Source organism: Brevibacillus sp. NSP2.1, assembly GCF_000470975.2.
Taxonomy (GTDB): domain Bacteria; phylum Bacillota; class Bacilli; order Brevibacillales; family Brevibacillaceae; genus Brevibacillus; species Brevibacillus agri.
Genome location: NZ_CP048274.1, coordinates 5,429,425 through 5,453,281, shown reverse-complemented (window position 1 = coordinate 5,453,281; position 23,857 = coordinate 5,429,425). Strand labels below are relative to the sequence as shown.

Here is a 23,857-nt window from a genome sequence, read left to right as displayed (position 1 = left end):
TGTTTAGGATGTGTCTGAAAACTCATTATTGAGTTAGTTTAAAGATGGACGCGACATATACAAACGCTAGGAATGATTTGGCCAGCTTGTCGTAACGAGTAGCGATTCGTCGAAAATGTTTGATTTTATTGAAGAAGCACTCCACCAAGTGCCGTTCTTTATAGCGGTACCAATCCACTTTCCAAGGATTTTTATTATTCGCTTTAGGCGGGATGGTGTACGCTGCCTGCTTAGCCGTAATCCAATGCCGAATGCCTTCTGAGCCGTAGGCTTTGTCACCAACAATATGGCTTCCCGTAAGATCAAACCCTTGAAGCAAATTGATCGCTGGAACGGAATCATAGACGTGCCCCCCCGTGAGAAGAAAAGCGAGGGGATTCCCTAATCCATCGACGACGGTATGAAGTTTGGTTGTCTTTCCGCCACGGCTGACGCCTATGTGCTGATTTACTTCGTGTCCTTCTGCGTTTTTTTAGCACCCGCACTGTGTTGATGAGCTTTGACCGATGTAGAATCGATGCTCAAGTTTTCAAAGTCAGGTTCTACGTGAAGAGCTTGGAAGATGGCGACAAGTAATCCGGTATCTCTCCACTTGCAGAAGCGACTGTAGACCGTTTTCCATGAACCATAACGTTCTTCCGGCAAATCTCGCCAAGCCGCACCACTTCGGGCAATCCAAAGAATGGCATTAAACATGGTACGATTACTTAATTTGGACGGACGTCCTGTTCGATAGGGGGGGAACATGTCCTGAATTTGTTCCCACTGTTCATCGTTTATTTCGTACCGTCTTTGAATCATGCTCGTTGCTCCATTCGTTTTTCCTAAATCATACCACATTTTCTTTAGTTTTCAGACACGTCCTAGTTGCAGGGGATATTTTTTATGGGGAAAATGTCATGGCTCGCTGGGGGATGACTTCTATGGAAGTGCGCGAACGGTGAATACGCATGTTTTTTTGAACTTGCGGACAAAGCTGGGGTTGGCGGGCTACATTTTCCCTACCGCTTGGCGAGCACAGGTAGTTGGCACAACCGCTGGCAGAAGCGGGGAGCGAGCCTTCGTTCCGCCATGCTTCAGCGGGCGAACGGGGGAGTTGACTCCTGTACGGAATGATAGTAGTATTTAAAAATACTATCCAAACTCTCGTGAGCAGGAAAGGAGGTACAACTTTGATAGACGAGCTTCGAAAAATCGGCTTGTCCGATCTGGAAGCGAGATGCTACCTGGTGCTTCACGAGGACCCGAAAATATCCGGTTATGAGGTCGCCAAAAAAGTGTCCGTATCCCGCACGAATGTGTATGCGGCCCTGCGTTCTTTGACGGAAAAGGGCATATGCCGGGTCATCGAAAGCGAGCCCGTCCTTTATGACGCGGTCCCGATTGAACAGCTTGTGCGTTTGCTGAAATCCGAGTTTGAACAGACAACGCGGGTGCTGCAGGAGCAATTAAGCGCAGTGCCGAAGACGGCCCCCTCCTTTTACAACTGGCAAGGCGACAAAGCGATTGAAACGGTCATCCGGCGGCTGGTCGCGAATGCGGACAAGAGCATCGTGGTAGATATTTGGTCGGAAGACGTGCACTGGGTGGAAGAGCCTCTCTTGGAAGCGGAGAAGCGCGGTGTCGCGGTGACGCTGATTTCGATCGGAGAATGCGCGACGAGCTTGAAAAATGTGCTGATCCACAAACGAAGCGAAGAGTGGAGCGCGGTGCGCGCGCGCAAGTTTTCCCTTTTGTGCGACGCCCATTCCGCGTTGCTCGGCAGCTTTGGCAAAGGGCTCAAACCTACCGTGCTGGAAACAGATCATCCCTCACTTATCGAGCTGTTGCAAAATACGTTCTACCACGATCTCATCATGGAGCAAATTGAGCGGGATTTCGGCAAGGAGCTGGGCGAAAAGTACGGGAAAGATTATGAAGCCATTATTCATCCGTATAAGGAATACTTGTGACCAGTATTCCTTTATTTTTGATCGCAATATAGTGGTATTTAAAAATACAACTAAAATTATTAGGAAAAAGGAAGTGCAGCTCTGTATGAATACGACCAATCCAGAGACCGCAAAGACGTTCGATCCGAAGCGATGGTGGGCACTGGCTGTTTTGCTCATATATCCGCTGGTTGTCGGGAGAGAAGCGGGCTGGCCGCTATCGGTTTACCAATGCGATCCTCCGCTGGCGTCAATCAGTTGTCCGGTGATCCAGCGGCTGTCCGGAGAGGCGAGGAAGGCAGCGATATCCGCCACGTCTTCCGGCTCGCCCCACCTGTTGAAAATCGACAGACCAGCGGCGTACTTTTGTCCGGCGGGATTGTTTTGCAGAGTGCCCGCATTCATCTCTGTGTTAATGATGCCGGGCAGGATGGCGTTCACCGTGATTTGTCGGCTGCCAAGCTGCTTGGCCAAGGCGAGCGTCAAAGTGTTCATGGCCCCTTTGGAGATGCTGTAGGTGAAGACGGACGGCGAGGCTGCGCGTGTGACAAACGATGACAGATTGATGATGCGCCCTTTTGCGTTCAGCCGGGGCAAAGCTTGCTGGATGACAAAAAACAGCGCTTTGACATTGATGCTCATCACCTCGTCAAACGTTTCCTCCGTCGCTTCTTCCAGACTCAAAATTTGCCCGATGCCAGCGTTGTTGACCAAAATATCGAAGCGGTTGTCTCCTGTCCGGGTTTGCAGCGCTTCATCCAAAGCCGCGAACAAAGAAATATTGCTCTCTCATTCGCGGGGGACGGAAGGAGTGCAAACGGAGGGAAACAGCAGGAAGAAAATTTGTTTTTGGTACATTGACAATTCCCAGAAATATGAATATGATTATCCCTAATAAAGCGTAATGATTACGTTTTTCAATTAAAAAAACAGGAAATGCTCCGGTAAATCATATGTTCAAAGGGTGGGGGAAATGAGGAGAGAAGTCGATTTTATCAAATTCAATCCCACGCAAAACATGACGATTCTGGTGAAGACAAAGCATCCGGCGGAGGAGTACCAGCGCATTGCTTCCAGGATGATGTCCTACGACAGCGTGCACTCGGAGCAGGTAGGGTTTATCGAACAACCGGACCAGCGCGGAGCCAGTGCCCATTTGCAAATGGCGGGAGGTGAGTTTTGCGGCAACGCGTGCATGGCGCTCGCCTCCTGGATCGCCCGGGAAAACGGGCTTGGGCAGGATGAGTGGACGGAGATTTCGCTCGGGGCCTCGGGAGCGGAGCAGCTTGTGCATTGCCGGGTCAACCGGATCGCGGACGAATATTATTGTCAGGTAGCCATGCCTGTGCCGCATAAGCTGGAGCAGCGGGCGATTGCGCATGAAGGCCGCGAGTGGAGTCTGGGGCTTGTCCAATATCGGGACTTCCTGCATGTCGTGATCGAAGTGGAGCGTGCGCACGAGGAATTGCGCAGGAGTGCGGCTTCGCTGGCAAAGCGGCTCGGAGCAGAGTCAGCGTCCAGCATGATCGGCATTTTGCTGTACAAACCGGAAACGCATGAGCTGGCGCCGCTCATTTACGTGCCGCAGTTGGACAGCATGATTTGGGAGCGGGGCTGCGGCTCGGGGACGGCTTCCGTGGGCGCCTATTTGGCCTGGAAGCAGCAAAAGGATGCGGCGGCGGAGATCAGACAGCCAGGGGGAAGCATTCACGTGGCTGCTTCCTGGCAGGGAGAAGAAATCAAAAGCCTGCAAATCGGCGGGTCTGTCGGCATTGTTGCGCAGGGCAAAGCTTATCTGGAGATATGAGAAAACCAAACGGATTGGCTGGGAGTGTGGCGAGAATGAAAAAACCAGAACAGTTTCAGGAGTGTATCAACGATTTTCTGGGCAAATTTTCCGGATTGGCGAAGTGCTACGACGGTACGACTCAGCACAGCTACGAGCTTGCCGCCGTCATTGATGAATATTCGGCTTTTGTGACAGCAGAAGGCAACAAGGAAGCGTGGGCGTGGATGGCGCAGCATCCAACCGCTGAATTTCAGGAGCTGGTGGAGAATGTTCGGCAGGCAGCCTCTCGCTGCGTGGCGATCATGGAAAAGTACCGGGCGCTGAAGCTGTTGAGCGGGCAAGAGGAAGGAGCCGATTACTTCAAAAATATCGAGTCGTGCATCGAGCAGGAATTTGGGAGCTTTCAGGTGAGTGCGGACTCCAAAGTGCTTTTGGTCGGCTCCGGCTCGTATCCAATGACGCCGCTATTGATTGCCAAGCGGACAGGGGCGATGGTGGTGGGCATCGACAGCGACGGAGAAGCGATCGAGCTGGGGCAAAAGGTGGTGGAAGCGCTGGGCAGCGGGCTGCCGATTCAGCTTGAGCAGAAGTTCGTCGAGCATCTCCCCGTCACGCGGGAGGCGACGCACATTATTTTCAGCTCGACGGTTTCCAACAAATACGAGCTGCTGGATCAGCTCTACTCGCTGACGAACGACCAGGTGGTGGTAGTCATGCGCTATGGCGATCACTTGAAGTCGCTGTTCAACTACCCGATGCAGGAGGTCGACAGCCGCAAGTGGAGGCTGGTGGAAACCGTCTTGCGTCCCGAGCATGTTTTTGACATCGCCTTGTACAAAAAAGCGGAAGTAGCAAGCTAGGAGGCTGAATGATGAGCGTTTTTCAAAAGGTGTTGCTGCTGGGAACGGGGCCGGCTGCCGTTCAACTGGCGGTTTTGCTGAAAAAGCAAGGGGACAGTCAGGTAGGCATTGTCGGGCGGGAATCCGTTCGTTCCGCGCCTTTCTTTTCGGCAGTCAAGCAAAGCAACCAGCGCCTGTCTGTACATATCCAGAATGAAAAGCATCACAGGCTGGCAGGCGAATGCGTTCTCGACCACGTTTTTTGCGGATATGAAACGGTGGCGGGCGAGTGGGATACGCTGATTTTGGCGGTCACGGCAGACGCGTACATAGAAGCGCTGAAGCAACTGGGGCCACAAATCGTGCGGAAGGCCAGCCGCGTCGTACTCGTTTCCCCGACGTTTGGCTCCGCCAGCTTGATCCGTCAATTTTTGACCGAGCTGCAAGCCGAGGCGGAAGTCATCAGCTTTTCGACGTATTTGGGAGACACGCGCTGGCTGGAGGGCAGCCCGTCTCATCAGGTCATCACGACAGGCGTGAAGAAAAAAGTATTCATCGGCTCCACGCATACGCCGTCTGCCGCTGTCCAAGCGATCGGCGAGCTATACGAGCAAGTAGGCATCGAGCTTGTAGCCATGGATACGCCCATCGAGGCCGAGACGCGAAACATATCGTTGTACGTGCACCCGCCGTTGTTTATGAACGAGTTTTCGCTGCGCGTCGTTTTTGGCGAGGAAAAGGTCAAAAAATACGTGTACAAAATGTTCCCGGAAGGCCCGATCACGCAAGAAGTCATCTCCGACATGCTCGGGCAGTGGAAGGAGATCACGGGCGTGGTGGAAAAGCTGGGGCTGAAAGCAGTCAACCTGCTGCAGTTCATGACAGACGACAACTATCCGGTGCGTCCGGAAAGCCTGTCGCGGCACGAGATCGAGCACTTCCCGTATTTCGAGCCGATCCGTCAGTCGTACCTGCTTTACATCCGCTACACTTCCTTGCTGGTCGATCCTTTTTCCGAGCCGGACGAGGACGGCAAATACTTCGACTTTTCCGCGGTCCCGATTCGCACCATGTTCGTCAACAAGGCAGGCGAATGGGATATTCCGCGCATGCCCAAGGAGGATTACTACAGAATCAAAATCATCCGCGGAATTGCGGCGCATCTCGGTGCGGATTGTCCGAAAATGGACAAGTTCATCGCCACGTATGAGCGCAAGCTGGAGGAAGCGGCTTCGCGGCTGGCCGGGGCAGCGCTATCGGACGCGTTTCGCGTGCAAAGCTTTGAAAACGACGTGCAGATGATTTGCCGCGAGCTGGGCAAAGCACGCGACTATGCGGTAAATCGACACAATCAGTAGGAAATACAGGGGGACAGAAACATGAATCGAGCAAAAGCTTCCTGGCTGTGGGGCGCAGTTCTCTCGCTTGTTTTGTTGGCTGGATGCGGCAGCGAGAACGCGGCGCAGACCACTGAGCCGGATCAAAATCAAAAGCCGGCAGAGCTGGTAATGGCTACTTCCAAAGATATTAAAGACATGAACCCGCATTTGTACACAGGGGCGATGTATGCGCAAGGCATGGTCTATGAATCGCTGGTGGAAAATACCGAAGAGGGCATCAAGCCGCTTTTGGCGGAATCATGGGAGATTTCCAAAGACGGCAAGGTCTACACGTTCCATCTCCGAAAAAATGTGAAGTTCCATGACGGGGAGCCATTCAATGCAGAGGCCGTGAAGAAAAACATCGAAGCGGTGCAAAGCAATGCGAGCAAGCATTCCTGGATCAAGCTCTCGACGAAGATCAAGAGCTGCAACGTGCTGGACGAGCATACGGTGGAGCTGGTGTTGTCCGAGCCGTACTACCCGACTCTGGTGGAGCTGTCGATGACAAGGCCGTACGTGTTCGTCTCGCCCAAAAGCTTCATTGACGGCGAAACGAAAAATGGCATCATCGGCTACAACGGCACAGGGCCGTACAAGCTGACAGAGCATAAAGAGGAGCAGTTTGCCGTCTTTGAAGCGAATGAACAATACTGGGGCGGGGCACCGAAGATCAAGAAAATCACCGCGAAAGTACTGCCTGCGGGAGAGACGACCTATTTGGCGCTGCAAAAAGGCGAGGTCAATTTCGTGTTTACCGATGACCGGGGGGCCAACAGTCTGGATGTAGAAGCGATGAACCAGCTTGAACAATCCGGCAAGTACCAGATTGTTCGCAGTCAGCCGATGAATACGAGCTTTTTGGCCGTCAACAGCAGCAAGGCAGGAAGTCCTGTGCAAGACCGGGCCGTCCGTGAAGCAATTTGGCACGCGGTCGACCGGGAGACGATCAGCAAGCAAATTTTGGGCGGCACAGAGCCTCCTGCCCACACCTTGTTCTCTTCCAACGTCAACTACGCGAATGTCGAACTGACAAAGCGCGAGTACGATCCGGAAAAAGCGAAGCAGCTTCTGGAACAGGCCGGCTGGGTACAGGAGCAGGAGAACGCCGTCCGGAAGAAAAACGGCGCGCCGCTTTCCATGAAGCTCTATTACGACGTCAATTCCTCCGCCCAAAAAACGCAGGCGGAATGGATGCAGGATCAACTCGCCAAGATCGGGCTTCAGCTTGAGTTGGTCGGCGAGGAGTCGTCCTCGATTGCCAACAGAAGGGCGAGCGGAGACTACGACTTGCTGTTCAACCAGACGTGGGGACTTGCCTACGATCCGCAGAGCACGATTGCGGCCTTCACCTCCAAGTCGTCCTATTACCATACGACCAGCGGAATTGCGCGGGCCGATGAGCTGTACAAAAAAATCGAAGACGTGATGGTATCGACAGACGAGCAGGCGCGCAAGTCGCTGTACGCGGACATTTTGACGATCGTTCACGAGGAAGCAGTCTTTGTACCGCTGACCAATGGCAGCGTGACGATTGTGGCTCCCAAAGACCTGCAAGGCATTTCCTTCAAGCAGACGCAGTACGAGCTGCCGTTTGAACGGATGAATTTTGCAGGGAAGTGAGGATGGCGATGGGCAGCTATGTGTTGAAAAGGTTGCTGATCTCGATTCCTTTGTTGCTGATGGTTTCGTTTTGCACCTTTAGCCTGATCCAGTTCTCTCCGCTCGACCCTGCGGAGGTGGTCCTGCAAGCGCAGGGCGTGCCGACGATCACCGAGGAGCTGATCGCGCAGACGAGGGCGGAGCTTGGGATGGATCAACCGTTTGTCGTCCGCTACCTCGACTGGCTCGCCGACTGCCTGCAGCTTGACTTCGGCAATTCGTTTGTCACCGGAAAATCGGTATGGTCGTTGCTTGGCCCGGCTTTTGTCAACACGGTCAAGCTGACATTGGTTTCGGTCGTCGCGATTCTCGTGCTGTCTGTCGCGTTGGGCGTGCTGTGCGCCCTGCAGGCAGGCAAGCTGATCGATCAATCCGTCAGGGGCGTTTCGTTCTTTTTGGCCGCGATGCCATCCTACTGGCTGGCGGCTCTGTTGGTCTGGTATTTTGCCGTCAAGCTCGATTTGCTGCCGACGAGCGGCATGGATTCGTACAAAAGCTACATTTTGCCTGTTGCAGTCATCACGATTGGCTATGCGGGCATTTATTTCCGCATGGTCAGAAGCGCAGTGCTCGGCAACATGAACGAAGACTACGTCCGCTACAGCCGGGCCTGCGGTTTGCCGGAAAAAACGATCATGCTACACGTTGTCCGCAATTCGCTGCAGGTGACGACCTCTGTGTTTTGCATGGCGATTCCGATTATTTTGGGGGGGACCGTCGTGGTGGAAAACATCTTTGCCTGGCCAGGGCTGGGAACGCTGAGCGTGAAGGCGATCGTCAGCCGGGATTTTCCGGTCATTCAGGCGTATGTGCTCGTTTTGGCTGTCGCTTTTATTTTGTTCAATGCCGTTTCTGACGTGATTCAGGCGGTACTGAACCCGAAGCTGAGGGAAGATGGATAAGATGAGACTGCTGAAAAATGTGCTTCATGACAAAGTCGCTGTAGTTTCGCTCGCTGTGCTTGCGCTGATCGCTTTGGCTGGCATTTTTGCTCCCGTCCTCGCCCCCCATGATCCAAAGGCTGTGCATATGGAGCTGCGCTTTGCTTCGGCATCGTGGCAATATCCGCTGGGCAACGATCAGCTCGGGCGCTGCGTGTTGTCCAGACTTCTGTACGGCATTCGCCCCAGCGTGCTGTGGGTGTTCGCGGCGCTTGTCCTGTCGGCAGGAATCGGGGGAGTCGTCGGGTTTGTAGCTGGCTACTTCCGCGGGCGAGTGGATGCGGTTTTGATGCGGTTGTGTGATGTCATGCTGTCTTTTCCGGGGTACGTCATGACATTGGCGATCATCGGGATCATGGGGGTAGGGCTGGAAAATATTTTGCTCGCGTTCGTGCTGTCCAAATGGCCCTGGTTTGCCCGCGTGATCCGCTCATCGGTCAGACAGTATGCCGAAGCGGAGTACGTCAAGTTTTCCAAAGCGATCGGGATGAGCCACGTCTCGATTATGGCCAGGCACATCGTTCCGGTGGCGACGCCTGAGATGGCCGTGATTGCCAGCAGCTCGTTCGGCTCGATGATTTTGCAAATCTCAGGCTTTTCCTTTCTCGGCTTAGGGATTCAGGCTCCGCATGCGGAGTGGGGCATGATGCTGAACGAAGCGCGGGAAGTCATGTTTTCCCACCCGGAATTAATGCTCGCGCCGGGGCTTGCCATCGTCATCACGGTGTCGGCCGTCAACTTTTTGTCGGACGCGCTCCAGGTCGCGCTCGACCCCAAGCTCGTTCGGACAAAAGAGCAGCCGCAAGCGAGTGTCTTTGCTTCGGCTGTCGGGCTGCAAGGAAAAGGAGGCGTGTGACCGGGCATGAACGTACTGGAAGTAGCGAATTTGCAAATTTGGGATAACCGCACCAATAAGCAATTGGTTGCGGGCAGCAGTTTTCAGCTCAAGGCCGGGAGCTGCCTGGCGATTGTCGGCGAGAGTGGCAGCGGGAAGTCGCTGACGTGCGGAGCGATCATGAGATTGAACGGCAGCGGGCTGCGCCAGTCGGGAGAGATACGGTTCCAGGGAGAGGATTTGCTTGCGCTCTCAGAAAAAGAGATGCGCCAAAAGCGCGGCAAACAGATTTGCCTGATCGTGCAAAATGGCATGCGTGCCTTTGACCCTTCTTGCGTGGTCGGGGTCCATCTGCGGGAGACGCTCGCCGCGCATTATGGCTGGAGCCGGGATGAGATCACGGCGCGGATGAAAACGGCGATGGAAAGCGTCATGCTGAAACATCCGCTTGAGATCATGAACAAGTACCCGCATCAACTGTCTGGCGGCATGCTGCAGCGGATTATGATTGCGCTGGCGATCGTCCTCGCACCGGATCTGATTATTGCAGATGAGCCGACGACTGCCTTGGACGCCGTCTCTGCGTATGAGGTCGTCGAGCAGTTTATCGCATTGCGGCAAACAATGGGCTGCTCGCTGCTGTTTGTCTCCCACGATCTGGGCGCGGTCAAAAAGATCGCGGATGAAGTGCTGGTCATGAAGGCGGGAGAAGTGGTCGAGAGCGGGACGACCCAGCAAATTTTTGCCAAAGCCCAGCATGAGTACACACGCTATCTGGTGTCCAACAAGCTTGCGCTTAGCCAGCATTTCAGTAGGGTGATGGGAGGCGTCGCGGTTGCTGAAGGTTGACGGTGTAGAAAAAGCGTATAGAAAAGGCGGCTTTTTTTCCAAGGAGAAAGAGCAGGTGCTGGCTGGCATCAGCTTCGAATGCGGGGACGGGGAATGCCTAGGAATCATCGGCGAGAGCGGCAGCGGCAAATCTACCTTGGGGCGGTTGCTGCTCGGGATCGAGAAGCCGGACCGGGGCAGCGTGTTGTTCGAGGGAGAAAGCGTGACCAAGCGCAGAGGGAGAAACGGCAGGATCAGCGCCGTTTTTCAAGACTACACGTCCTCGATCAACCCGTTTTACACGGTCGAGGCGGCATTGATGGAGCCGCTTAGGATGATGGGGCTGGGGAAAAAGGAAGCCGACAGCAAGCTCGACTTTTTGCTTGCGCAAGTCGGGCTTGATTCCACTTATCGCAGCAAGCATCCGCACGAGCTGTCGGGCGGGCAGGCCCAGCGGGTGTGCATCGCCAGAGCGATCGCGACGGAGCCGAAGTGCATCGTGCTGGACGAAGCGATCAGCTCGCTGGACGGATCGGTTCAGATGCAGGTGCTGGAACTGCTGAAAGACTTGCGCAACACTTACCGCATGGGCTACATCTTCATCACGCACGATTTGCAGGCGGCCGCCTATTTGTGCGACAGAGTGATGATCGTCCGCAGCGGGCGGGTGGAGGAAACCGTTTCGGTCGAGCAACTGGGCAACGTGCAGTCCGCCTATGCCAAAAAGCTGCTGCAAACAGTCATGCTCTAATGGAAGCAAAACCGACATACATGTACGGGTAAAAGGGAGGGAACAAAGTTGTGAGAGGAGCGTTGGCCTGGCCATTTTTGCGGTTGTACCTTTTGACTCTTTTCTATTTTAGCGCCAACTCGATCCTGAACGTCATCATTCCGTTGCAAGGCTCTTCGCTGGGAGCTTCCAATACAACCATCGGGATTATTATGGGGGCGTATTTGTTTACGACGATGCTGCTTCGCCCGTGGGCGGGCCACATCATTCAAAAACGCGGGCCGATCAAGGTGTTGCGCACGATTCTCGTCCTCAACGGGGCAGCCTTGATCTTGTACACGTTTACCGGACTGGAAGGGTATTTTGTCGCCCGCATGCTGCAAGGGGTGTGCACAGCCTTTTTCTCCATGGCTCTGCAACTCGGGATTATTGATGCCCTGCCGGAAAAGGAGCGGTCCCAAGGGATCTCCATGTACTCGCTGTGCGCGTACTTGCCGGGGATTGTCGGGCCGCTACTCGCTCTCGGCATCTGGCAGCCAGGGGAGATGAACAGCTTCACTTTTGCGATGGTGGCGATCGCCGTTTTGACAGGCGTAGTCGGGTTTACCGCCAAAATCGACAAAGAGGATGCGCAGGCCAAGGCTGAAGCGAAAGTCGAGCAGAAGGCGGTCGGCTTTTCGTCCTTCAGCCAGTTTGTGAAAAACCCGCACCTGTTTACATGCAGCGTGCTGATGCTGACCGCTTCTCTTGTGTTCGGAGCGGTTACTGCTTTTATCCCGTTGTACGCCCTGCAAATTACAGGCGGTCATGCGGGCATTTTCCTCATGCTGCAGGCGGGGACGGTTGTCCTGGCGCGGTTTGTCTTGCGGAAAAAAATTCCTTCCGACGGGAAGTGGCGCGCCTCTTTTGTCATGGGCGTCATGTTGATACTGGCCGTGGCGGCGCAAAGTGTCAGCCTTTCGACCTTTTCGGCCGCCGGAGGCTTTCTGTTTTTTTATGTCGGGGCTGTGCTGATGGGGATTGCGCAGGCGCTGCTCTATCCGACGCTGACGACGTATTTGACCTTTGTGCTGCCCCAGGCGAGCCGCAATGTTTTGATCGGCTTGTTTATTGCGACGGCTGATTTGGGCGTTTCGCTCGGGGGGATCGTCATGGGGCCGGTGGCGGATTTGTCTTCTTATTCGTTCATGTACATGCTGTGCGCAGTGTTAGGCGTGGCGATGATTTTGTTTGCCTACGAGCGGCGCAAGGCATTGGCCGAGGCAACAGCGAGCGCAAAGCCAGCTTCCTAGAGAGCAACCAGGAATAAAATGGAAAAAGAGCGGAAGGCAAGGGGGTGACCTGCCTTTTCCGCTCTGTTTTTCGCCTGGAAGCAAAAATGATAGTGGAATCGTTTTCGATTAGGCTTTCGGACTTACGAGGATTTTCACCTGGTTTTTCTCTTTCAGCAGCGCTTCGAATCCGTGGTCGACGATCTCGTCGAGCTTGATGCGCTGGGTGACGAGCTTGTCCGCAGGGAAGAAGCCTTTTTCCATCAGGCTGATGACGGCCGGGAACACGTCGCGATAGCCGATGATGCCTGTCATCGAGCGTTCTTTCATGACGATGTTGTTCGGCTTGATTGGCGCTTCGCGTTCGAAGATGCTGACGATCATGATTTGTCCGGCGATTTTGGTCGATTCGATCGCTTGCGTGAGAACCGGAGGCACGCCTGTTACTTCAAATGCGATATCCGCGCCGCCGTTGGTGCGGTTGTGAATCTCCTGAACCACATCGCACTCTTTCGGATCGAGGACGATCGCGCCAAGCTCAGCCGCTTTGTTTTTGCGCTCAGGAGACAGCTCGACCGCGTAAATTTCCGCTGCGCCTGCTGCTTTCAGCGCTTCGATGACGAGCAGGCCGATGGGGCCGGCACCGAATACGACTGCTTTGTCGCCGGCTTTCAGTTGGCTGGAGCGCACCGCGTAGAGCGCCACTGCAGATGGTTCGACCAGTGCGCCTTGCTCGTAGGAGAGGGTGTCCGGAATTTTGTGGACCATGTGTTCATCGCACGCCACGTATTCCGAGAAGCCGCCGCCACCGCCAGCAAGTCCGAGGAAGCCCATTTTGTTGCACAGGTTGTATTTGCCTTGCGCGCACGCAGCGCAAGTTCCGCACGCGAAGACCGGCTCGACGACCACGCGATCGCCTACTTTGATCTTCGTTACGCCTTCTCCGACCTCTACGACTTGTCCGGAAAATTCGTGACCCATGACGATAGGAGCTTTTTCGCCTGTAAGCGGATGCGGTGCTCCTTCCGGAATGAAGATCGGGCCTGCCACGTATTCATGCAGGTCGCTTCCGCAAATGCCGCACCATTCCACTCTGATTTTCACTTGTCCTTTGAGGGGTTGAGGCTCCGCGATTGTCTCCAGACGGAGGTCTTTCAAACCGTGCCAGCGTAACGCTTTCATCATTTGTCAGCTCCTTGCAGGGAATTGGGATTGTATATCTGCCGAAAACAGTAATTAAAATAGGAAACGTTTCCGAAAAATAATATGTCATAACTTTGACATATTGTCAAACTGTAATATCAAGTGAAAAAAGTGCGAAGTGTAACGAAAGTGTTATGACAGCGGCTCTTTCTTTTGTCCAGTGGAGCCGCCTTTTTGCCAACATGGCTGGGTTGTGCTGCGGTGGCACCTCGTTACCGCGCAGACCGTGTGTGCTATAATAACGATAGATAACGAGAACAGATTCGTAGAAAGCAGAAAACGATTCCGAGAAGGAAAGGAAAGCATCGCAGTGGATACCCATAACAAAGTGACGATAGAAGACGTGGCGAAAAAGGCAGGGGTGGGGATTGCGACCGTTTCGCGGGCGATTAACGACAGCGGCGGGATCAGTCCGAAGACGAAAGCGCTGGTGCTGCAAGTAATCGAGGAGCTGGGCTTCACTCCGAACACTTCCGCGCAGAGCCTGAAGGTGCGGCAGACGTATCAGATTGCGCTGGCTGTTCCGGATATTCGCAACGCGATCATTCCCGATATCGCCTGGTCGGTGGAGCAAGCGGCGAAGCAGCATGGCTATCGTGTCGTGCAAATCAACACCTCCGGCAATGCCCGCACAGAGCTGGAAACTGTGCGCGAGGTGAAAAAGCTGCACGTAGACGGGCTGATTATCATGCCGCTCGCCTATCCGAAAACGTTGGTCCCGCTCATCAACAAAGCGAGCGTCCCGGTGTCGATCATCAACTACGGCAAAAAGCTCGACGACAATGTGAAGGCGGATGTGGTCAGCATGGCCCGTCAGGAAGGGCGGCTCGTCATGGAGCACCTGATAAAAATCGGCCGGACGCGCATCGCCTACGCAGGCGCGCCAAAGGACAAGACCGAGGAACGTTACATCGCTTACGAAAGCTCGCTGACACACGTCGATCCTTCGCTCGTCTACTTTGGCGAGGACTTCTCGTTTGAAACAGGGCGGCGGGCGGCTGACTATTTTTTCAGCCTGAAAAACATGCCGGACGCGATCTACGCGGTCAACGACATGGTGGCGATCGGGATTGTGAACCGGTTCAAGGAGCTGGGCGTTCGCGTGCCGGAGGATGTCGCGATCGTGGGGATCGACAACAACGTCTGGACGACGATCACGACTCCGCAGATCAGTTCGGTTTCGATCATGGGGGAGGAAGTGGCTCGGTTGGCTACGGAGCTGCTGCTGAAACGGATTCGTGAGAATGGGGCTGGCGCCTACGAGCGCGTGCAGTTCGAGCCGCGGTTGATTGTGCGGGAGTCAAGTGTGGCGGTTATTCGCCAGTCGCCTTTGGATATTTAGCATGTCGAAAAGCAGAAGCGGCCAATAGGGCCAAAACGGCAAGCCGAGTGACGCAAGGGCTGATGATTCCTTGCGCTTCCTCGGCTTTTTTCGTGCGTGAACCAGCTAGTTCAGCGGCTGCTTCGTCGCCAGCAGTCCGTTCAACAAAGCGGAGAGGCTGCGCAGCGATTTGGACAATTCCGCCTCGGGGTCAGCTTTTCGTCCATTTCCGCATCGAGCTGTTTGACGACGGCGGCAAGCAAGCCTTTTTTATCGCCAAAGTGATGGTAGAGCGCCCCGCGCGTCAGGCCGACAGAAGCGGTAAGCTCATCCATCGAAGTATCTGCATAGCCGATCGTGCCAAAAGCTTGTCTGGCGGCACTGACCAACTTGGCGCGCGTTTCCGCCAACATTTCTGCGCGTGTCTTGCGGGTCATGGGATTCCTCCTGTTGCGATTCTCGGGGGGCTTTTCGTATTATCATGTCAACCAGTCATTTCTGGTTGGCCTTTTTTCTTAGGCACTATAAGATGGCGGTAGCCGGGAGAACGTGCGGCTTTTAGGGGAGCTCACCCCGTCACAAAAACTGTTCTCCCCCTATCCCCAATGACCATGTTTGAGCTGGTAGAGGCGGTGACCTCGTATCACAAGCGAAGCTATCGGTTTGGAACCATCGTGGGAGTGCCGGCGAATGTATTTTTGAGGAGGATGTTATGGAACCCGTTATCGGATTGGATGTGCCCAAGGGGAGCAGCGTCATGCAAGCGTTTGTCAACCGAAATGAAGCGCTTGGGAAAGCGGAAACCCTTCTCCATGGAAAGCAAGGATTTGAACGTCTGGGGGAACGACTCACCGAACTGCGAGAGCGAACAGGTCAAGAACCGGTTGTCATTTTAGAGGCGACGGGACATTACCATCGCGGGGTGGCTTCCTTTCTTTCGCGCAACGGATATCGGCATTTCATTCTCAATCCGTTACAATCAAAGCGGGCAAAAGGGACGCAACTGCGGAAGGTGAAGACGGATGCGGCGGATGCGTGACACTTGGCGGACATGTATTACCGGGGGGAGATAAAACCGCACCGAACACAGGAAGAATCCTACGCGGAGCTTCAACATGTCACCCGGCAGCATGAGTTTGTAACGGGTTTGTATGTGCAGGCCAAACGCAACGCTAGAGCTTTGCTCGATCAGGTCTTTCCGGCATTTGAAGGTGTGTTTTATGACCTGTATTCGGCGACGTCACTACGCGTTTTGCAGTGTTGCCTGCAGGGGGAAGAAGAGAAGCTGGAGAGCGTCTTACGGAAAGCAACAGGCAGATCACACAGCCAAGCATGGATGCAGGAGAAAACGGAGCGCATGGAGCGTGCTTTAAAAGAATGGAGCAAAGAAGAGGTCAGCTCTGCGCAAGTCATGATGTTGGATGAAATGGTTTCCTTATTGATTTGCTTGCAAGAGCGACTAGGGCGTTTAGAGGAGCAGATGGAGGAGAAATGGCTGTGTCCCTACCGGAAGTGGAATTGCTTCAATCCATTCCGGGAATCGGAGAGAAGCTAGCCGCAGTGATTGTGGCGGAGACAGGGGATATAAGCCAGTTTACCAGTCCCAAACAGCCTGTGGCCTTTGCAGGGCTAGATCCAGGCGTATTCAGCTCGGGGAAATTTACGTCAACCAGCAACCGGATTACCAAACGAGGTTCAAAACGCCTTCGCAGAGCGCTGTATGTAGCCGTACAGTGCGGTCTAAGGAACGGCGCGAATCCACGACTCAAGCAGTACGACGACAAGAAAAAGAAAGAGGGCAAGCCTTACAAGGTAGCGGTGATTGCTTGCGCCAACAAGCTTCTCCATCACATGTACGCAATCCTGTGTAAAGGCGAGCCCTACAAAACCCCATAACCAAATATATCCAGATAGCCTCCACGCCAATGGAGGTTCTTTGCTATGCCTTCATAAAGTATACCAAAAAACGAACAAATGGCCTAGGGAGAACACTTGACAAACATTAGCTGGTTTTTGTCTCCAAAATGGTGGTAGAGCCCCTCCGCGGGCAAGTCCGAAAGAGGCCGTGAGATCGCTCATGGAAGTGTCCGCATTACGTAATTGTTTGACACGTTAATCTGGAAGAGCATTGTATAGCTCAGTGGTAAATTACGTATGTTGATCCCCTCACTCCTCCCTAAAATTATGAATTAATTTCCTAAGCAAGCTTGCGATTCCCACTCCAATAAGTGCAGTAAGTAAATTAAAAAATAAAAATGAAATTGACCAAGTCAATGCAAAATATTTTATGAACAGAATCCCTAGCATCGCATTAGTGAATAAAAAGACAAGAAAATGAATCTTTGGTAAAAAAAAACGTAAACACCCAGTGATAATTATGGAAAGTATGTGAAATGCAATTAAATAGGAACCAATAAATATTAAAAACTCCATAATTACACTCCCTTTAAAGCGAATTGTTAAACAACAAATTACTTTTTTAAACTATCTAATTATTGGTTATATCGAAGTCAACTAATCTTAGATTATCTAGCTTTTCAAGATAAAAATCAGCTAATACAGAGCCATCATCGAGGCTATATTGCCGAATAAGTCCTTCATATTTATAGGATTTTCCGTAATATGCTTTATCAAATGTATATAGAACGTGTAATACTTTGCCTTTAATTTTGGATTGGATGCTAATTAGATGCTCATTTGATTCATTTTGTAATTTCAAGACACTATTGACCTTATTTTGTTTTATCTGAATAAAAACTCCGTTATAGAACAGCACATGTATTCCTTGGTAATCAGGAAATATTTTAAATACTTTACCAGTTCCGTTCGTAAGGGGTATCTCTTGAAGATTATCTGCTGTATCTATAAATAGTAATTTTCCATCATTAGAATACATATATGAGCCTTTTGCAAAATTAGGTTTTCGTTTAAAAAATGAAGTTTAATGGTACGTAAAGTGGGAAATGCCACTTTTATAAGGTAAAGCCTAAAAGCAAGATGGGCATTCGGACAGAATTTTGCGATGCTGCTTTTTTCAAAAGAGTGCTTAGGCCGTTTTTTTGGATGGCTTGGCTTTCTTTCCTGCCAGAGCAGACACCAATAATACGATAGCATTCAAATACACATACGTTTTCACTTTTTGAATGCCACCGACATGTAGATCATTCGCTGTCAGGTTTTCCTTTAAACGGGCATTGCATCGCTCTACACTCGTCCGTTTGTGATACATCTTCTTCCAATTCTTTGTGTCCCGATGTGGCAAAGAAAATCTGCGGAGATCATCGTGGACGTTCACTTTTACGACCATTCCGTAGTTGGAGGAAGAGCACCAAGCTGAGCCGTGTGGGCACTCTACTTTTCCCATCACATGCGGGCAACGAAATTTGAGATGGGTTCCGTCAGCACCTGCGTACACCATTTCAAATCCCATGCTGCATCGAGGCGTTCCGTTTGACGTATAACCAGCAGGTGGCTCTTTCTCGTTTCGGAGGTTTAGAGGAATGATAGCCTGTGCCTTGTATTGATGAGCGATTTCGTAGTTCTTGAGATGATCGTATCCACCATCCATCACGTAATTCTTACACACTTCCTTGGCTTGGTTGTTCACTTGTGCCAGGAGAGGAGGAGCCATGTCTCCATCGTTGACGTGAGCAGGAGTGACTTCTAAAGCAACAGGCAATTCGCTGTCCGCGTCTACTGCCAGATGAATTTTGTAACCGAACCACGTGATTTTATTGCCAAAGGAGTCGAACTTGGCTCCCCAGGTGGCGTTTCCTGTTCCTTGGCAGCGAGATTTCGGTTGCTTTTTTTCATACGCATCAATCGCCGTGCTGTCGATGGCAATGGTCGTTCCTGTAATGATTCCCTCTTCACGGCATTGCATGACGAGGTCGTAAAACAGCTTCTCGGCAACGCTTTTCTGGACAATTTGAGCAAATACGCGACTAAACGTTGCAATGGATGGAACGGGTCGATCAATGGGAAACCCACACTGGTAACGAAAGCGTAAATCACTTGTGAGTCTCAGATGAAGAGCAGTAAATTGCGAAATTCCTTCGAAAGGAGCCGCCAACAAAGACCGTAAAATCGCTTCGCGGCTGTGTCCCGTTGCCCCTTGGGGCGTAATGCTTCTCAATTCTTTGGCGTACGGGCGTAAGTCCAGAACCGAAAAAAATAAGGGCAGACGTTCTTTCGATTCAAGTTTTTGCAGTTCCTCAAAGGAAAAAAGTGATGGCTGGAGAATATACAAGTGACTTCACCTTCCTCGAAAAGTTTTCGTGTGTGGTTGCTTGAAAACTTCTCCTTCTTGGGGTGAAGTCCTTTTTTATGCTTTTCAAGTGCTTGATACGAAAGGGCTCAGAAATCTGCAAAAGGCTCATATACAAAATCGTTACTTGTAGTAATTGATCTGAATTCAAATCGGGGAGACCTGCCAAGCACAAACTTTTTTACTATTTCACCATTCAAATTTACTTTTAATATTTGCTCCTCTTTTACTGTTGGGTCAAATGTCAATACATATATATGATTGTTAAAAAAGGTTCCGCTTGTGAAAAAACCATTATTTAGAACAAATTCGACAGGTTCACTCTTATCGTTAAGTAAATATATTCCACTCGTATAAGAAATAGTTCCCTTCTCGTTTTTTTGTCCCCAGTTAGTGATAAATGTAATTTTATCATTGTTATAGAATGTATTTGTAACTCCTTTTCCTGATTCAATTCTTTTTTTTGTTAATCGACTGTTTTTAGGGAGAATGTAGTAATCGCCTTTATATCTAGAAGAAATATAATAAATATCCTTATGCATAGTAAGACTATTTAATGCTCCTTGGTCAATATTCTCTTCATTTATTTTTTTGCCTTCGGAATCATTAGCGTTGCATAAAAAATGAATCCATCTATTGTCAAATTATTCTGAATGACATTTTCAACTTCACAACCAAAAACGAGAACAGCCAAGCAAAAGGTAGCCACTATCCATTTGGTAGTTTTATACATTTATTACAACATCGACAACAACAAACAACACTTACTTCCTTTTCTGTCGCCCTCTGGATGTTCGTTTGGATTGGTAATCCATTCTGCCTATCCATTGTTCAAAGGTCTGCCAGAGAAACACTTTGAGCCATCTACTGATTTGCAGCAGACTGTGCTGACTGTTTCTTTCCAGCTTTACAAGAAGCAACAAGCAGTAAGCAATGAGAGCGAGAAAAACTTGATTCCAGACCGCATTTTCACTTGTTCCATAGAACGTCTTGATCTTTGCGTGTTGTTTCATCCATTTGAAAAACAGTTCTATTTGCCAGCGCCAACGGTAGATGTCGCTCAATTCTTCTGCTTCTAAGTCGAACCGATTGGTGATGATTCGAATACGATTTCCTTTCGAATCATGCGTTTCAATCAGTCGTAACACATTATCCACCCGTTTTTGTGGCGTTCCAAGAAGGATCATGGAGTCGGATAAAACGGAGCTTTCTGGTGGTACTTTGAAAGTATACAAATGACGAGTTTCCGCGTTATCCTTGAGACGTGAAGCAAAAAAGATGCCCTGATCGGTATACTCATCGAACTTTTCATAATCCACGTACCCTCGATCAAAGACGTACATGGCTCCGATCTCATCAATCAGCGACTCCATTTGGGTGCGGTCATTGGATTTGGCACAAGTTAGGGAAATCTTTTCAGGATAGACATCCTCCTGGCTTGCGAAAACGAGACGAAGATGAATTTTGATTCCTGCCTTTGTTTCGCGAAAGGTTGCCCACTTATACTTTTGCAAACATAATCCAATTGTAGTGGAATCAATGATCTTTATGTGTTTTCGAAGAGAGCAGGCTTTTCCAGAAACGCGTTGAATTTGCTGGACAAGGTCGACAAAAACTTCTTCAAGCAAAGCAGGTTCTACCCGATTGTTTTTTCGACTAAGCTGTGCGGGGCTGATCGATGACAGTCCTAATTCTTGCTGAAATTTCTTTGATAGAACATCGTCAGCAATGGCTCGAAGCCCTTCGCGTTGCTGAAGTTGGGCATGTAAAAATAGGAGAAGATACGCTTTTGTCGTCAGCTTCTTCACGTACTTGTCTTGATCCGTTTCGTCAATTCGTTGTTGAAGTTTCATAATATTGATGGGTGCAACCCATTTACCAAATGAAGAAAATAGGGTATTCTTGTCCATGAGCTATCCTTTGCGTTGGATTTGGACAGGAACTACCTGACCTTTCCAGTGTAAAGGATTTTTTTGTTCCCTAGACAACCAAATACCAAAGATTATGTGTATTTTGAATGATGGGAAAAGATTAATGCAACGCTAGTGATTTCACACTCCTGTTTATTTTTTGATTGTGTCACAATCTCTTCAGACATCATATGGCTCTTTACTGCGTATCATTTTTTTGCGGTGATAGCAGGATTCAATATGTCAAAACACTGCGTACGCACTTCATTTGCGTATTTTGAAAAGCTTACCATTAAGCCATTATTGTTGGCTTTGCCCAAAAGCTCTCCATTGGAGCGTTATCCCAACAGTTCCCTTTCTGGCCCATGGAACACCGATAGCTAAACATCCTTTGATAATCGTTTGAGCACTATCGGCTCACGACGTTTATTATGTTCACCTGTTATGACGTTTTGGCATACAAAAAAGTTCTGGAGATTTTTTCCTGAATATTTTCGGCTTCTCAAGCTCCGTCTCTGCTATTCCTTCGCATTAATTCGCTTCTGCTTACGCAAGCATACAAAAAAGGCCCTCGCATTAGCGAAGGCTATGTGTTTCAACCAGATTTTTTAGCATTTTTAATATGTTTGCAGAGCAATTGCTGACTTCCGGCTATAAATGCCAATAGACTCCCCGACACAACGAGCCAAAACAAAGCTACAACCATACCATTAAGTTCTTTAGTTGATGTAAATATTTTCTCTTGCAGCGGTTAACCGCTTGCTGGGATACGTAAAAATACAACAACCACTACAAGTTTTTTTGGAGAAAAAGCAAGCGTATGTTCTGTTTTACCAGACTTTAGCAATGCAAACTTCTCTTTTTTGTCCTTTAGCAGAAAGTTTTGTGTGCTAGAATTCGCTCATTCAATGCTCGTGCTACGTATTACGGCCAATATAAAAAAGCCTTTACATAGGGGCGAAGGCTTAGGACAAGGATTTACATTTGAGGTGGAACCCGGCTGTCTTTTGCTGTGACAAGCCGGGCTTTTACCTGTGCATCTGTTAAGAAAAGCTCTACTGCTAGACAAGCGGCTGGTTGTCTGTCTCTGCCAAGCGATGGCGGACGGCGTAGGAGGCGAGCTGTACCCTGTTTTCCAGTTGCAGCTTGTCCAAAATATTGCGGATGTGGTTTTTGACCGTATTTTCCCGGATCGACAAGGCATTGGCGATCTGCAGGTTCGTCTTCCCGTGCGCCACGTATTTCGCGATTTCCTGCTCCCGGTTGGTCAGCAGAGAGGGGGGAGGCTCGTCGCTCGTGGACGTGTCCATGAAAGGATAGAGCATTTTTCCGGCAAGCTTGCGCGAGTGGCGGGATTCACCGGAGATCAGCTCCTGCAAATACGATATCCAGTCCTCGTGGTTGGTGTTTTTCAGCAAGTAGCCTTGGGCGCCGTATTGGATTGCCGTAAACAGGTCGACAATGTCGTCGGAGACACTCAGCATGACGATTTTGATAAACGGGTATTGCGCTTTGATGATTCGGGTCGCTTCCAGTCCGTTGCACTGCGGCATGGAAATATCCATCAGGACGAGATCAGGCTGATGCAAGCGGCAAAGCTGGATTGCATGCTGGCCATCTCTTGCTTCGTCCACCAGTTCGAATATGGGATGCTCCGCGAGCACGCTTTTAATCGCCTCGCGCGCGTGCGGATGATCGTCTGCGATCAAAACCCGAAAAGGCATCATGGGCGATCCTTCTTTCTGAGCGTTTTTTGCATCAATAGGGATTGCTGCGGAAGGGGCACAGCCTTCTGCAAAGAATTGTAGAGGTGGCGACAACGATTGAGAATGACTCAACCTGACTATTCTGTTGCCTTTTTTTGAAGGATGTGTGAAAAGTGTCAACGATTTGGCGAGGAACGAGGGGGCGCGTGCTGCTAGCGTTGCTTGTCTTCTGCCTGCTCGCAATGGCGGCTCGCTTCGTCTACTTGCAGGCGGGGCCTGCGCTGCCTTTTTCCGGCAGCTCGGCAAGCGAGGTCAAGACGCTCCTGAACGGCTACGACGGCAAGCTCATCAAGCTGACAACCGTGGAGGGCGTCGACTGGTACGGCGCACCCTCCGGGCAAGGCGCGGGGGCAGAAGCGATGAAGCGGGAAGTGGCGGCGGCTGGCTGGCGCTTTGTTCAGCAGGAAGGATCGGGGTACTTTTTTGTGCGGGGCGCGGAGAAGATCGTTATCACGTCAGAGATGTGGACGGGGCGGTACGTGTTGTTTCGGATTCCGGCCAACACGCTGTAAGTCGTGAGGAAGCTGGCTCTCATTATCAAGAGCCGGCTTCTTTTTGTTTGTTCATTTCTTCCAAGGAAATGGCGTTGCAGCTTTTCAAAAAGTCGAGGATGACGCGCGTTTCCTGCTCGGTGTAACGGTCGAGCAGCGCAATCGTCTTGTGCAGGATCGAATCGAACAAAGGCGAGATGTTGTCCGGGCCATGATCGGTTGGCTTGACGACCACTTTTCTGCGGTCTTTCGGGTCTTTGGCCCGCACCACATAGCCTGCCTGCTCCAGACGGTCGATGACGTTGGTGACCGCGCCTGTCGTCAGTCCGGTCAATTCGGCAAGCTGTCCGGCTGTGACCGGACCAGACCTGTACAAAAAGTCCAGGCATTTGTGATCGGTGGCATTCAAGCCCAATTTTTCCGAGATCATTTGATGGAACATGACAGCGCGGGAGCTGTTTGTGCGAATTTCCTGGAGCAGCTCTTGCTGGATGGGGGTAAGGCTGAGTGCAGGGTGCTGGCGATCATCGCTTGACATAACTGGACCTCCGGTGTACGCTTCGAATATATCTTAATCAATTAAGATATACAATCAGTTAAGATAACTGGTTGATTAAGCTTTTTTCTGGACACAAGTATAACACAAAAAGCAAAGCGATTTTCCCCATCCTATAACGGAAAGGATTTGAGCAAA

At 51.0% G+C, this 23,857-nt stretch carries 20 protein-coding genes and 3 pseudogenes; 13 read left to right on the top strand and 10 right to left on the bottom strand.

All coding sequences use genetic code 11. The annotated features are described in order from the left end of the window. Positions 1-25: 25 nt before the first annotated feature. Positions 26-801, bottom strand: a protein-coding gene (locus M655_RS26780) for an IS5 family transposase (protein ID WP_170206163.1) whose coding sequence is annotated in 2 segments (ribosomal slippage) — positions 26-474 and positions 474-801 — 777 coding nt in all. Because the reading frame shifts where the segments join, the coding sequence is not laid out codon by codon here. Between the two features lie 371 nt (positions 802-1,172). On the opposite strand from M655_RS26780, the gene M655_RS26775 reads away from it, so the two are divergent. Then, a complete protein-coding gene (locus M655_RS26775) occupies positions 1,173-1,952 on the top strand; it encodes a TrmB family transcriptional regulator (RefSeq protein ID WP_005827903.1) in 780 nt (259 codons plus the stop codon). 204 nt (positions 1,953-2,156) lie between these two features. On the opposite strand, the pseudogene M655_RS26770 reads toward M655_RS26775, so the two are convergent. After that, positions 2,157-2,705 (bottom strand): annotated as a pseudogene (locus tag M655_RS26770) (SDR family oxidoreductase); the annotation flags it as partial. Positions 2,706-2,904: 199 nt separating this feature from the next. Here M655_RS26770 and M655_RS26765 point away from each other — a divergent pair. From M655_RS26765 to cntE, 9 genes are read left to right on the top strand one after another with little or no spacing between them, the layout of a single operon-like run. Next, positions 2,905-3,738 (top strand): histidine racemase CntK family protein, encoded by an 834-nt coding sequence (locus M655_RS26765; protein WP_026558569.1) that lies wholly within the window; start codon positions 2,905-2,907, stop codon positions 3,736-3,738. Positions 3,739-3,773: 35 nt separating this feature from the next. Beyond that, positions 3,774-4,580, top strand: a complete 807-nt coding sequence (locus M655_RS26760; protein ID WP_026558568.1) for a class I SAM-dependent methyltransferase — start codon at positions 3,774-3,776, stop codon at positions 4,578-4,580. A gap of 11 nt (positions 4,581-4,591) precedes the next feature. Further along, complete coding sequence (locus M655_RS26755; protein ID WP_026558567.1) at positions 4,592-5,917, top strand: opine metallophore biosynthesis dehydrogenase; 1,326 nt, start codon at positions 4,592-4,594, stop codon at positions 5,915-5,917. 21 nt (positions 5,918-5,938) lie between these two features. After that, on the top strand, positions 5,939-7,561 hold the full coding sequence (cntA, locus tag M655_RS26750; protein ID WP_026558566.1) for a staphylopine-dependent metal ABC transporter substrate-binding lipoprotein: 1,623 nt from the start codon (positions 5,939-5,941) through the stop codon (positions 7,559-7,561). Positions 7,562-7,569: 8 nt separating this feature from the next. Beyond that, the gene (gene opp1B, locus M655_RS26745; protein WP_026558565.1) at positions 7,570-8,502 is read left to right on the top strand and encodes a nickel/cobalt ABC transporter permease; all 933 of its coding nucleotides are present in this window, start codon (positions 7,570-7,572) and stop codon (positions 8,500-8,502) included. A 1-nt stretch (position 8,503) separates the two neighbouring features. Continuing rightward, on the top strand, positions 8,504-9,397 hold the full coding sequence (gene cntC / locus M655_RS26740) for a staphylopine uptake ABC transporter permease subunit CntC (RefSeq protein ID WP_025848684.1): 894 nt from the start codon (positions 8,504-8,506) through the stop codon (positions 9,395-9,397). A gap of 6 nt (positions 9,398-9,403) precedes the next feature. Next, positions 9,404-10,225, top strand: a complete 822-nt coding sequence (gene cntD, locus M655_RS26735; RefSeq protein ID WP_005827919.1) for a staphylopine uptake ABC transporter ATP-binding protein CntD — start codon at positions 9,404-9,406, stop codon at positions 10,223-10,225. Continuing rightward, positions 10,212-10,955 (top strand): ABC transporter ATP-binding protein, encoded by a 744-nt coding sequence (locus M655_RS26730; RefSeq protein ID WP_026558564.1) that lies wholly within the window; start codon positions 10,212-10,214, stop codon positions 10,953-10,955. Before cntD ends, M655_RS26730 begins: the two co-directional genes overlap by 14 nt. A 50-nt stretch (positions 10,956-11,005) precedes the next feature. Next, a complete protein-coding gene (gene cntE / locus M655_RS26725) occupies positions 11,006-12,226 on the top strand; it encodes a staphylopine family metallophore export MFS transporter CntE (RefSeq protein WP_025848680.1) in 1,221 nt (406 codons plus the stop codon). 108 nt (positions 12,227-12,334) lie between these two features. Here cntE and M655_RS26720 read toward each other — a convergent pair whose 3' ends face one another. Then, the gene (locus M655_RS26720; RefSeq protein WP_005827925.1) at positions 12,335-13,387 is read right to left on the bottom strand and encodes a 2,3-butanediol dehydrogenase; all 1,053 of its coding nucleotides are present in this window, start codon (positions 13,385-13,387) and stop codon (positions 12,335-12,337) included. A gap of 331 nt (positions 13,388-13,718) precedes the next feature. Here M655_RS26720 and M655_RS26715 point away from each other — a divergent pair, with 331 nt between their 5' ends. Continuing rightward, positions 13,719-14,750 (top strand): LacI family DNA-binding transcriptional regulator, encoded by a 1,032-nt coding sequence (locus tag M655_RS26715; RefSeq protein WP_026558563.1) that lies wholly within the window; start codon positions 13,719-13,721, stop codon positions 14,748-14,750. Positions 14,751-14,941: 191 nt separating this feature from the next. On the opposite strand, the pseudogene M655_RS26710 reads toward M655_RS26715, so the two are convergent. Next, positions 14,942-15,166, bottom strand: a pseudogene (locus tag M655_RS26710) (TetR/AcrR family transcriptional regulator); the annotation flags it as partial. A 275-nt stretch (positions 15,167-15,441) separates the two neighbouring features. Between M655_RS26710 and M655_RS26705 the strand changes: the two are divergent. Next, a pseudogene (locus M655_RS26705) lies at positions 15,442-16,625 on the top strand (IS110 family RNA-guided transposase). Between the two features lie 592 nt (positions 16,626-17,217). Here the strand turns inward: M655_RS26705 and M655_RS26695 are convergent. The 5 genes from M655_RS26695 to M655_RS26675 form a co-directional block, all read right to left on the bottom strand. Then, entirely contained in the window at positions 17,218-17,625 is a 408-nt protein-coding gene (locus tag M655_RS26695) for a hypothetical protein (RefSeq protein WP_286085937.1), read from the bottom strand. A gap of 150 nt (positions 17,626-17,775) precedes the next feature. Continuing rightward, positions 17,776-18,978 carry a transposase gene (locus tag M655_RS26690; RefSeq protein WP_129552163.1) on the bottom strand — a complete coding sequence of 401 codons (1,203 nt, stop codon included), beginning with the start codon at positions 18,976-18,978 and terminating at the stop codon, positions 17,776-17,778. Between the two features lie 107 nt (positions 18,979-19,085). After that, positions 19,086-19,538 carry a hypothetical protein gene (locus M655_RS26685; RefSeq protein ID WP_286085883.1) on the bottom strand — a complete coding sequence of 151 codons (453 nt, stop codon included), beginning with the start codon at positions 19,536-19,538 and terminating at the stop codon, positions 19,086-19,088. Between the two features lie 222 nt (positions 19,539-19,760). After that, complete coding sequence (locus M655_RS26680; protein WP_025845287.1) at positions 19,761-20,906, bottom strand: IS4 family transposase; 1,146 nt, start codon at positions 20,904-20,906, stop codon at positions 19,761-19,763. 1,061 nt (positions 20,907-21,967) lie between these two features. Next, positions 21,968-22,633, bottom strand: a complete 666-nt coding sequence (locus tag M655_RS26675; protein ID WP_005832629.1) for a response regulator — start codon at positions 22,631-22,633, stop codon at positions 21,968-21,970. A 185-nt stretch (positions 22,634-22,818) separates the two neighbouring features. On the opposite strand from M655_RS26675, the gene M655_RS26670 reads away from it, so the two are divergent. Beyond that, on the top strand, positions 22,819-23,184 hold the full coding sequence (locus M655_RS26670) for a hypothetical protein (protein WP_026558541.1): 366 nt from the start codon (positions 22,819-22,821) through the stop codon (positions 23,182-23,184). Positions 23,185-23,209: 25 nt separating this feature from the next. On the opposite strand, the gene M655_RS26665 is transcribed toward M655_RS26670, so the two are convergent. Beyond that, positions 23,210-23,701 (bottom strand): MarR family winged helix-turn-helix transcriptional regulator, encoded by a 492-nt coding sequence (locus tag M655_RS26665; protein WP_005832633.1) that lies wholly within the window; start codon positions 23,699-23,701, stop codon positions 23,210-23,212. Positions 23,702-23,857: the final 156 nt, after the last annotated feature.

Excerpts from the sequence above, each read along its gene's own strand:
- M655_RS26765 (WP_026558569.1), top strand. The coding sequence starts at position 2,905 with ATGAGGAGAGAAGTCGATTTTATCAAATTCAATCCCACGCAAAACATG.
- M655_RS26760 (WP_026558568.1), top strand. The coding sequence starts at position 3,774 with ATGAAAAAACCAGAACAGTTTCAGGAGTGTATCAACGATTTTCTGGGC.
- M655_RS26755 (WP_026558567.1), top strand. The coding sequence starts at position 4,592 with ATGAGCGTTTTTCAAAAGGTGTTGCTGCTGGGAACGGGGCCGGCTGCC.
- cntA (WP_026558566.1), top strand. The coding sequence starts at position 5,939 with ATGAATCGAGCAAAAGCTTCCTGGCTGTGGGGCGCAGTTCTCTCGCTT.
- opp1B (WP_026558565.1), top strand. The coding sequence starts at position 7,570 with ATGGGCAGCTATGTGTTGAAAAGGTTGCTGATCTCGATTCCTTTGTTG.
- cntC (WP_025848684.1), top strand. The coding sequence starts at position 8,504 with ATGAGACTGCTGAAAAATGTGCTTCATGACAAAGTCGCTGTAGTTTCG.
- cntD (WP_005827919.1), top strand. The coding sequence starts at position 9,404 with ATGAACGTACTGGAAGTAGCGAATTTGCAAATTTGGGATAACCGCACC.
- M655_RS26720 (WP_005827925.1), bottom strand. The coding sequence starts at position 13,387 with ATGAAAGCGTTACGCTGGCACGGTTTGAAAGACCTCCGTCTGGAGACA.
- M655_RS26695 (WP_286085937.1), bottom strand. The coding sequence starts at position 17,625 with ATGTATTCTAATGATGGAAAATTACTATTTATAGATACAGCAGATAAT.
- M655_RS26685 (WP_286085883.1), bottom strand. The coding sequence starts at position 19,538 with ATGCATAAGGATATTTATTATATTTCTTCTAGATATAAAGGCGATTAC.
- M655_RS26680 (WP_025845287.1), bottom strand. The coding sequence starts at position 20,906 with ATGGACAAGAATACCCTATTTTCTTCATTTGGTAAATGGGTTGCACCC.
- M655_RS26675 (WP_005832629.1), bottom strand. The coding sequence starts at position 22,633 with ATGATGCCTTTTCGGGTTTTGATCGCAGACGATCATCCGCACGCGCGC.
- M655_RS26665 (WP_005832633.1), bottom strand. The coding sequence starts at position 23,701 with ATGTCAAGCGATGATCGCCAGCACCCTGCACTCAGCCTTACCCCCATC.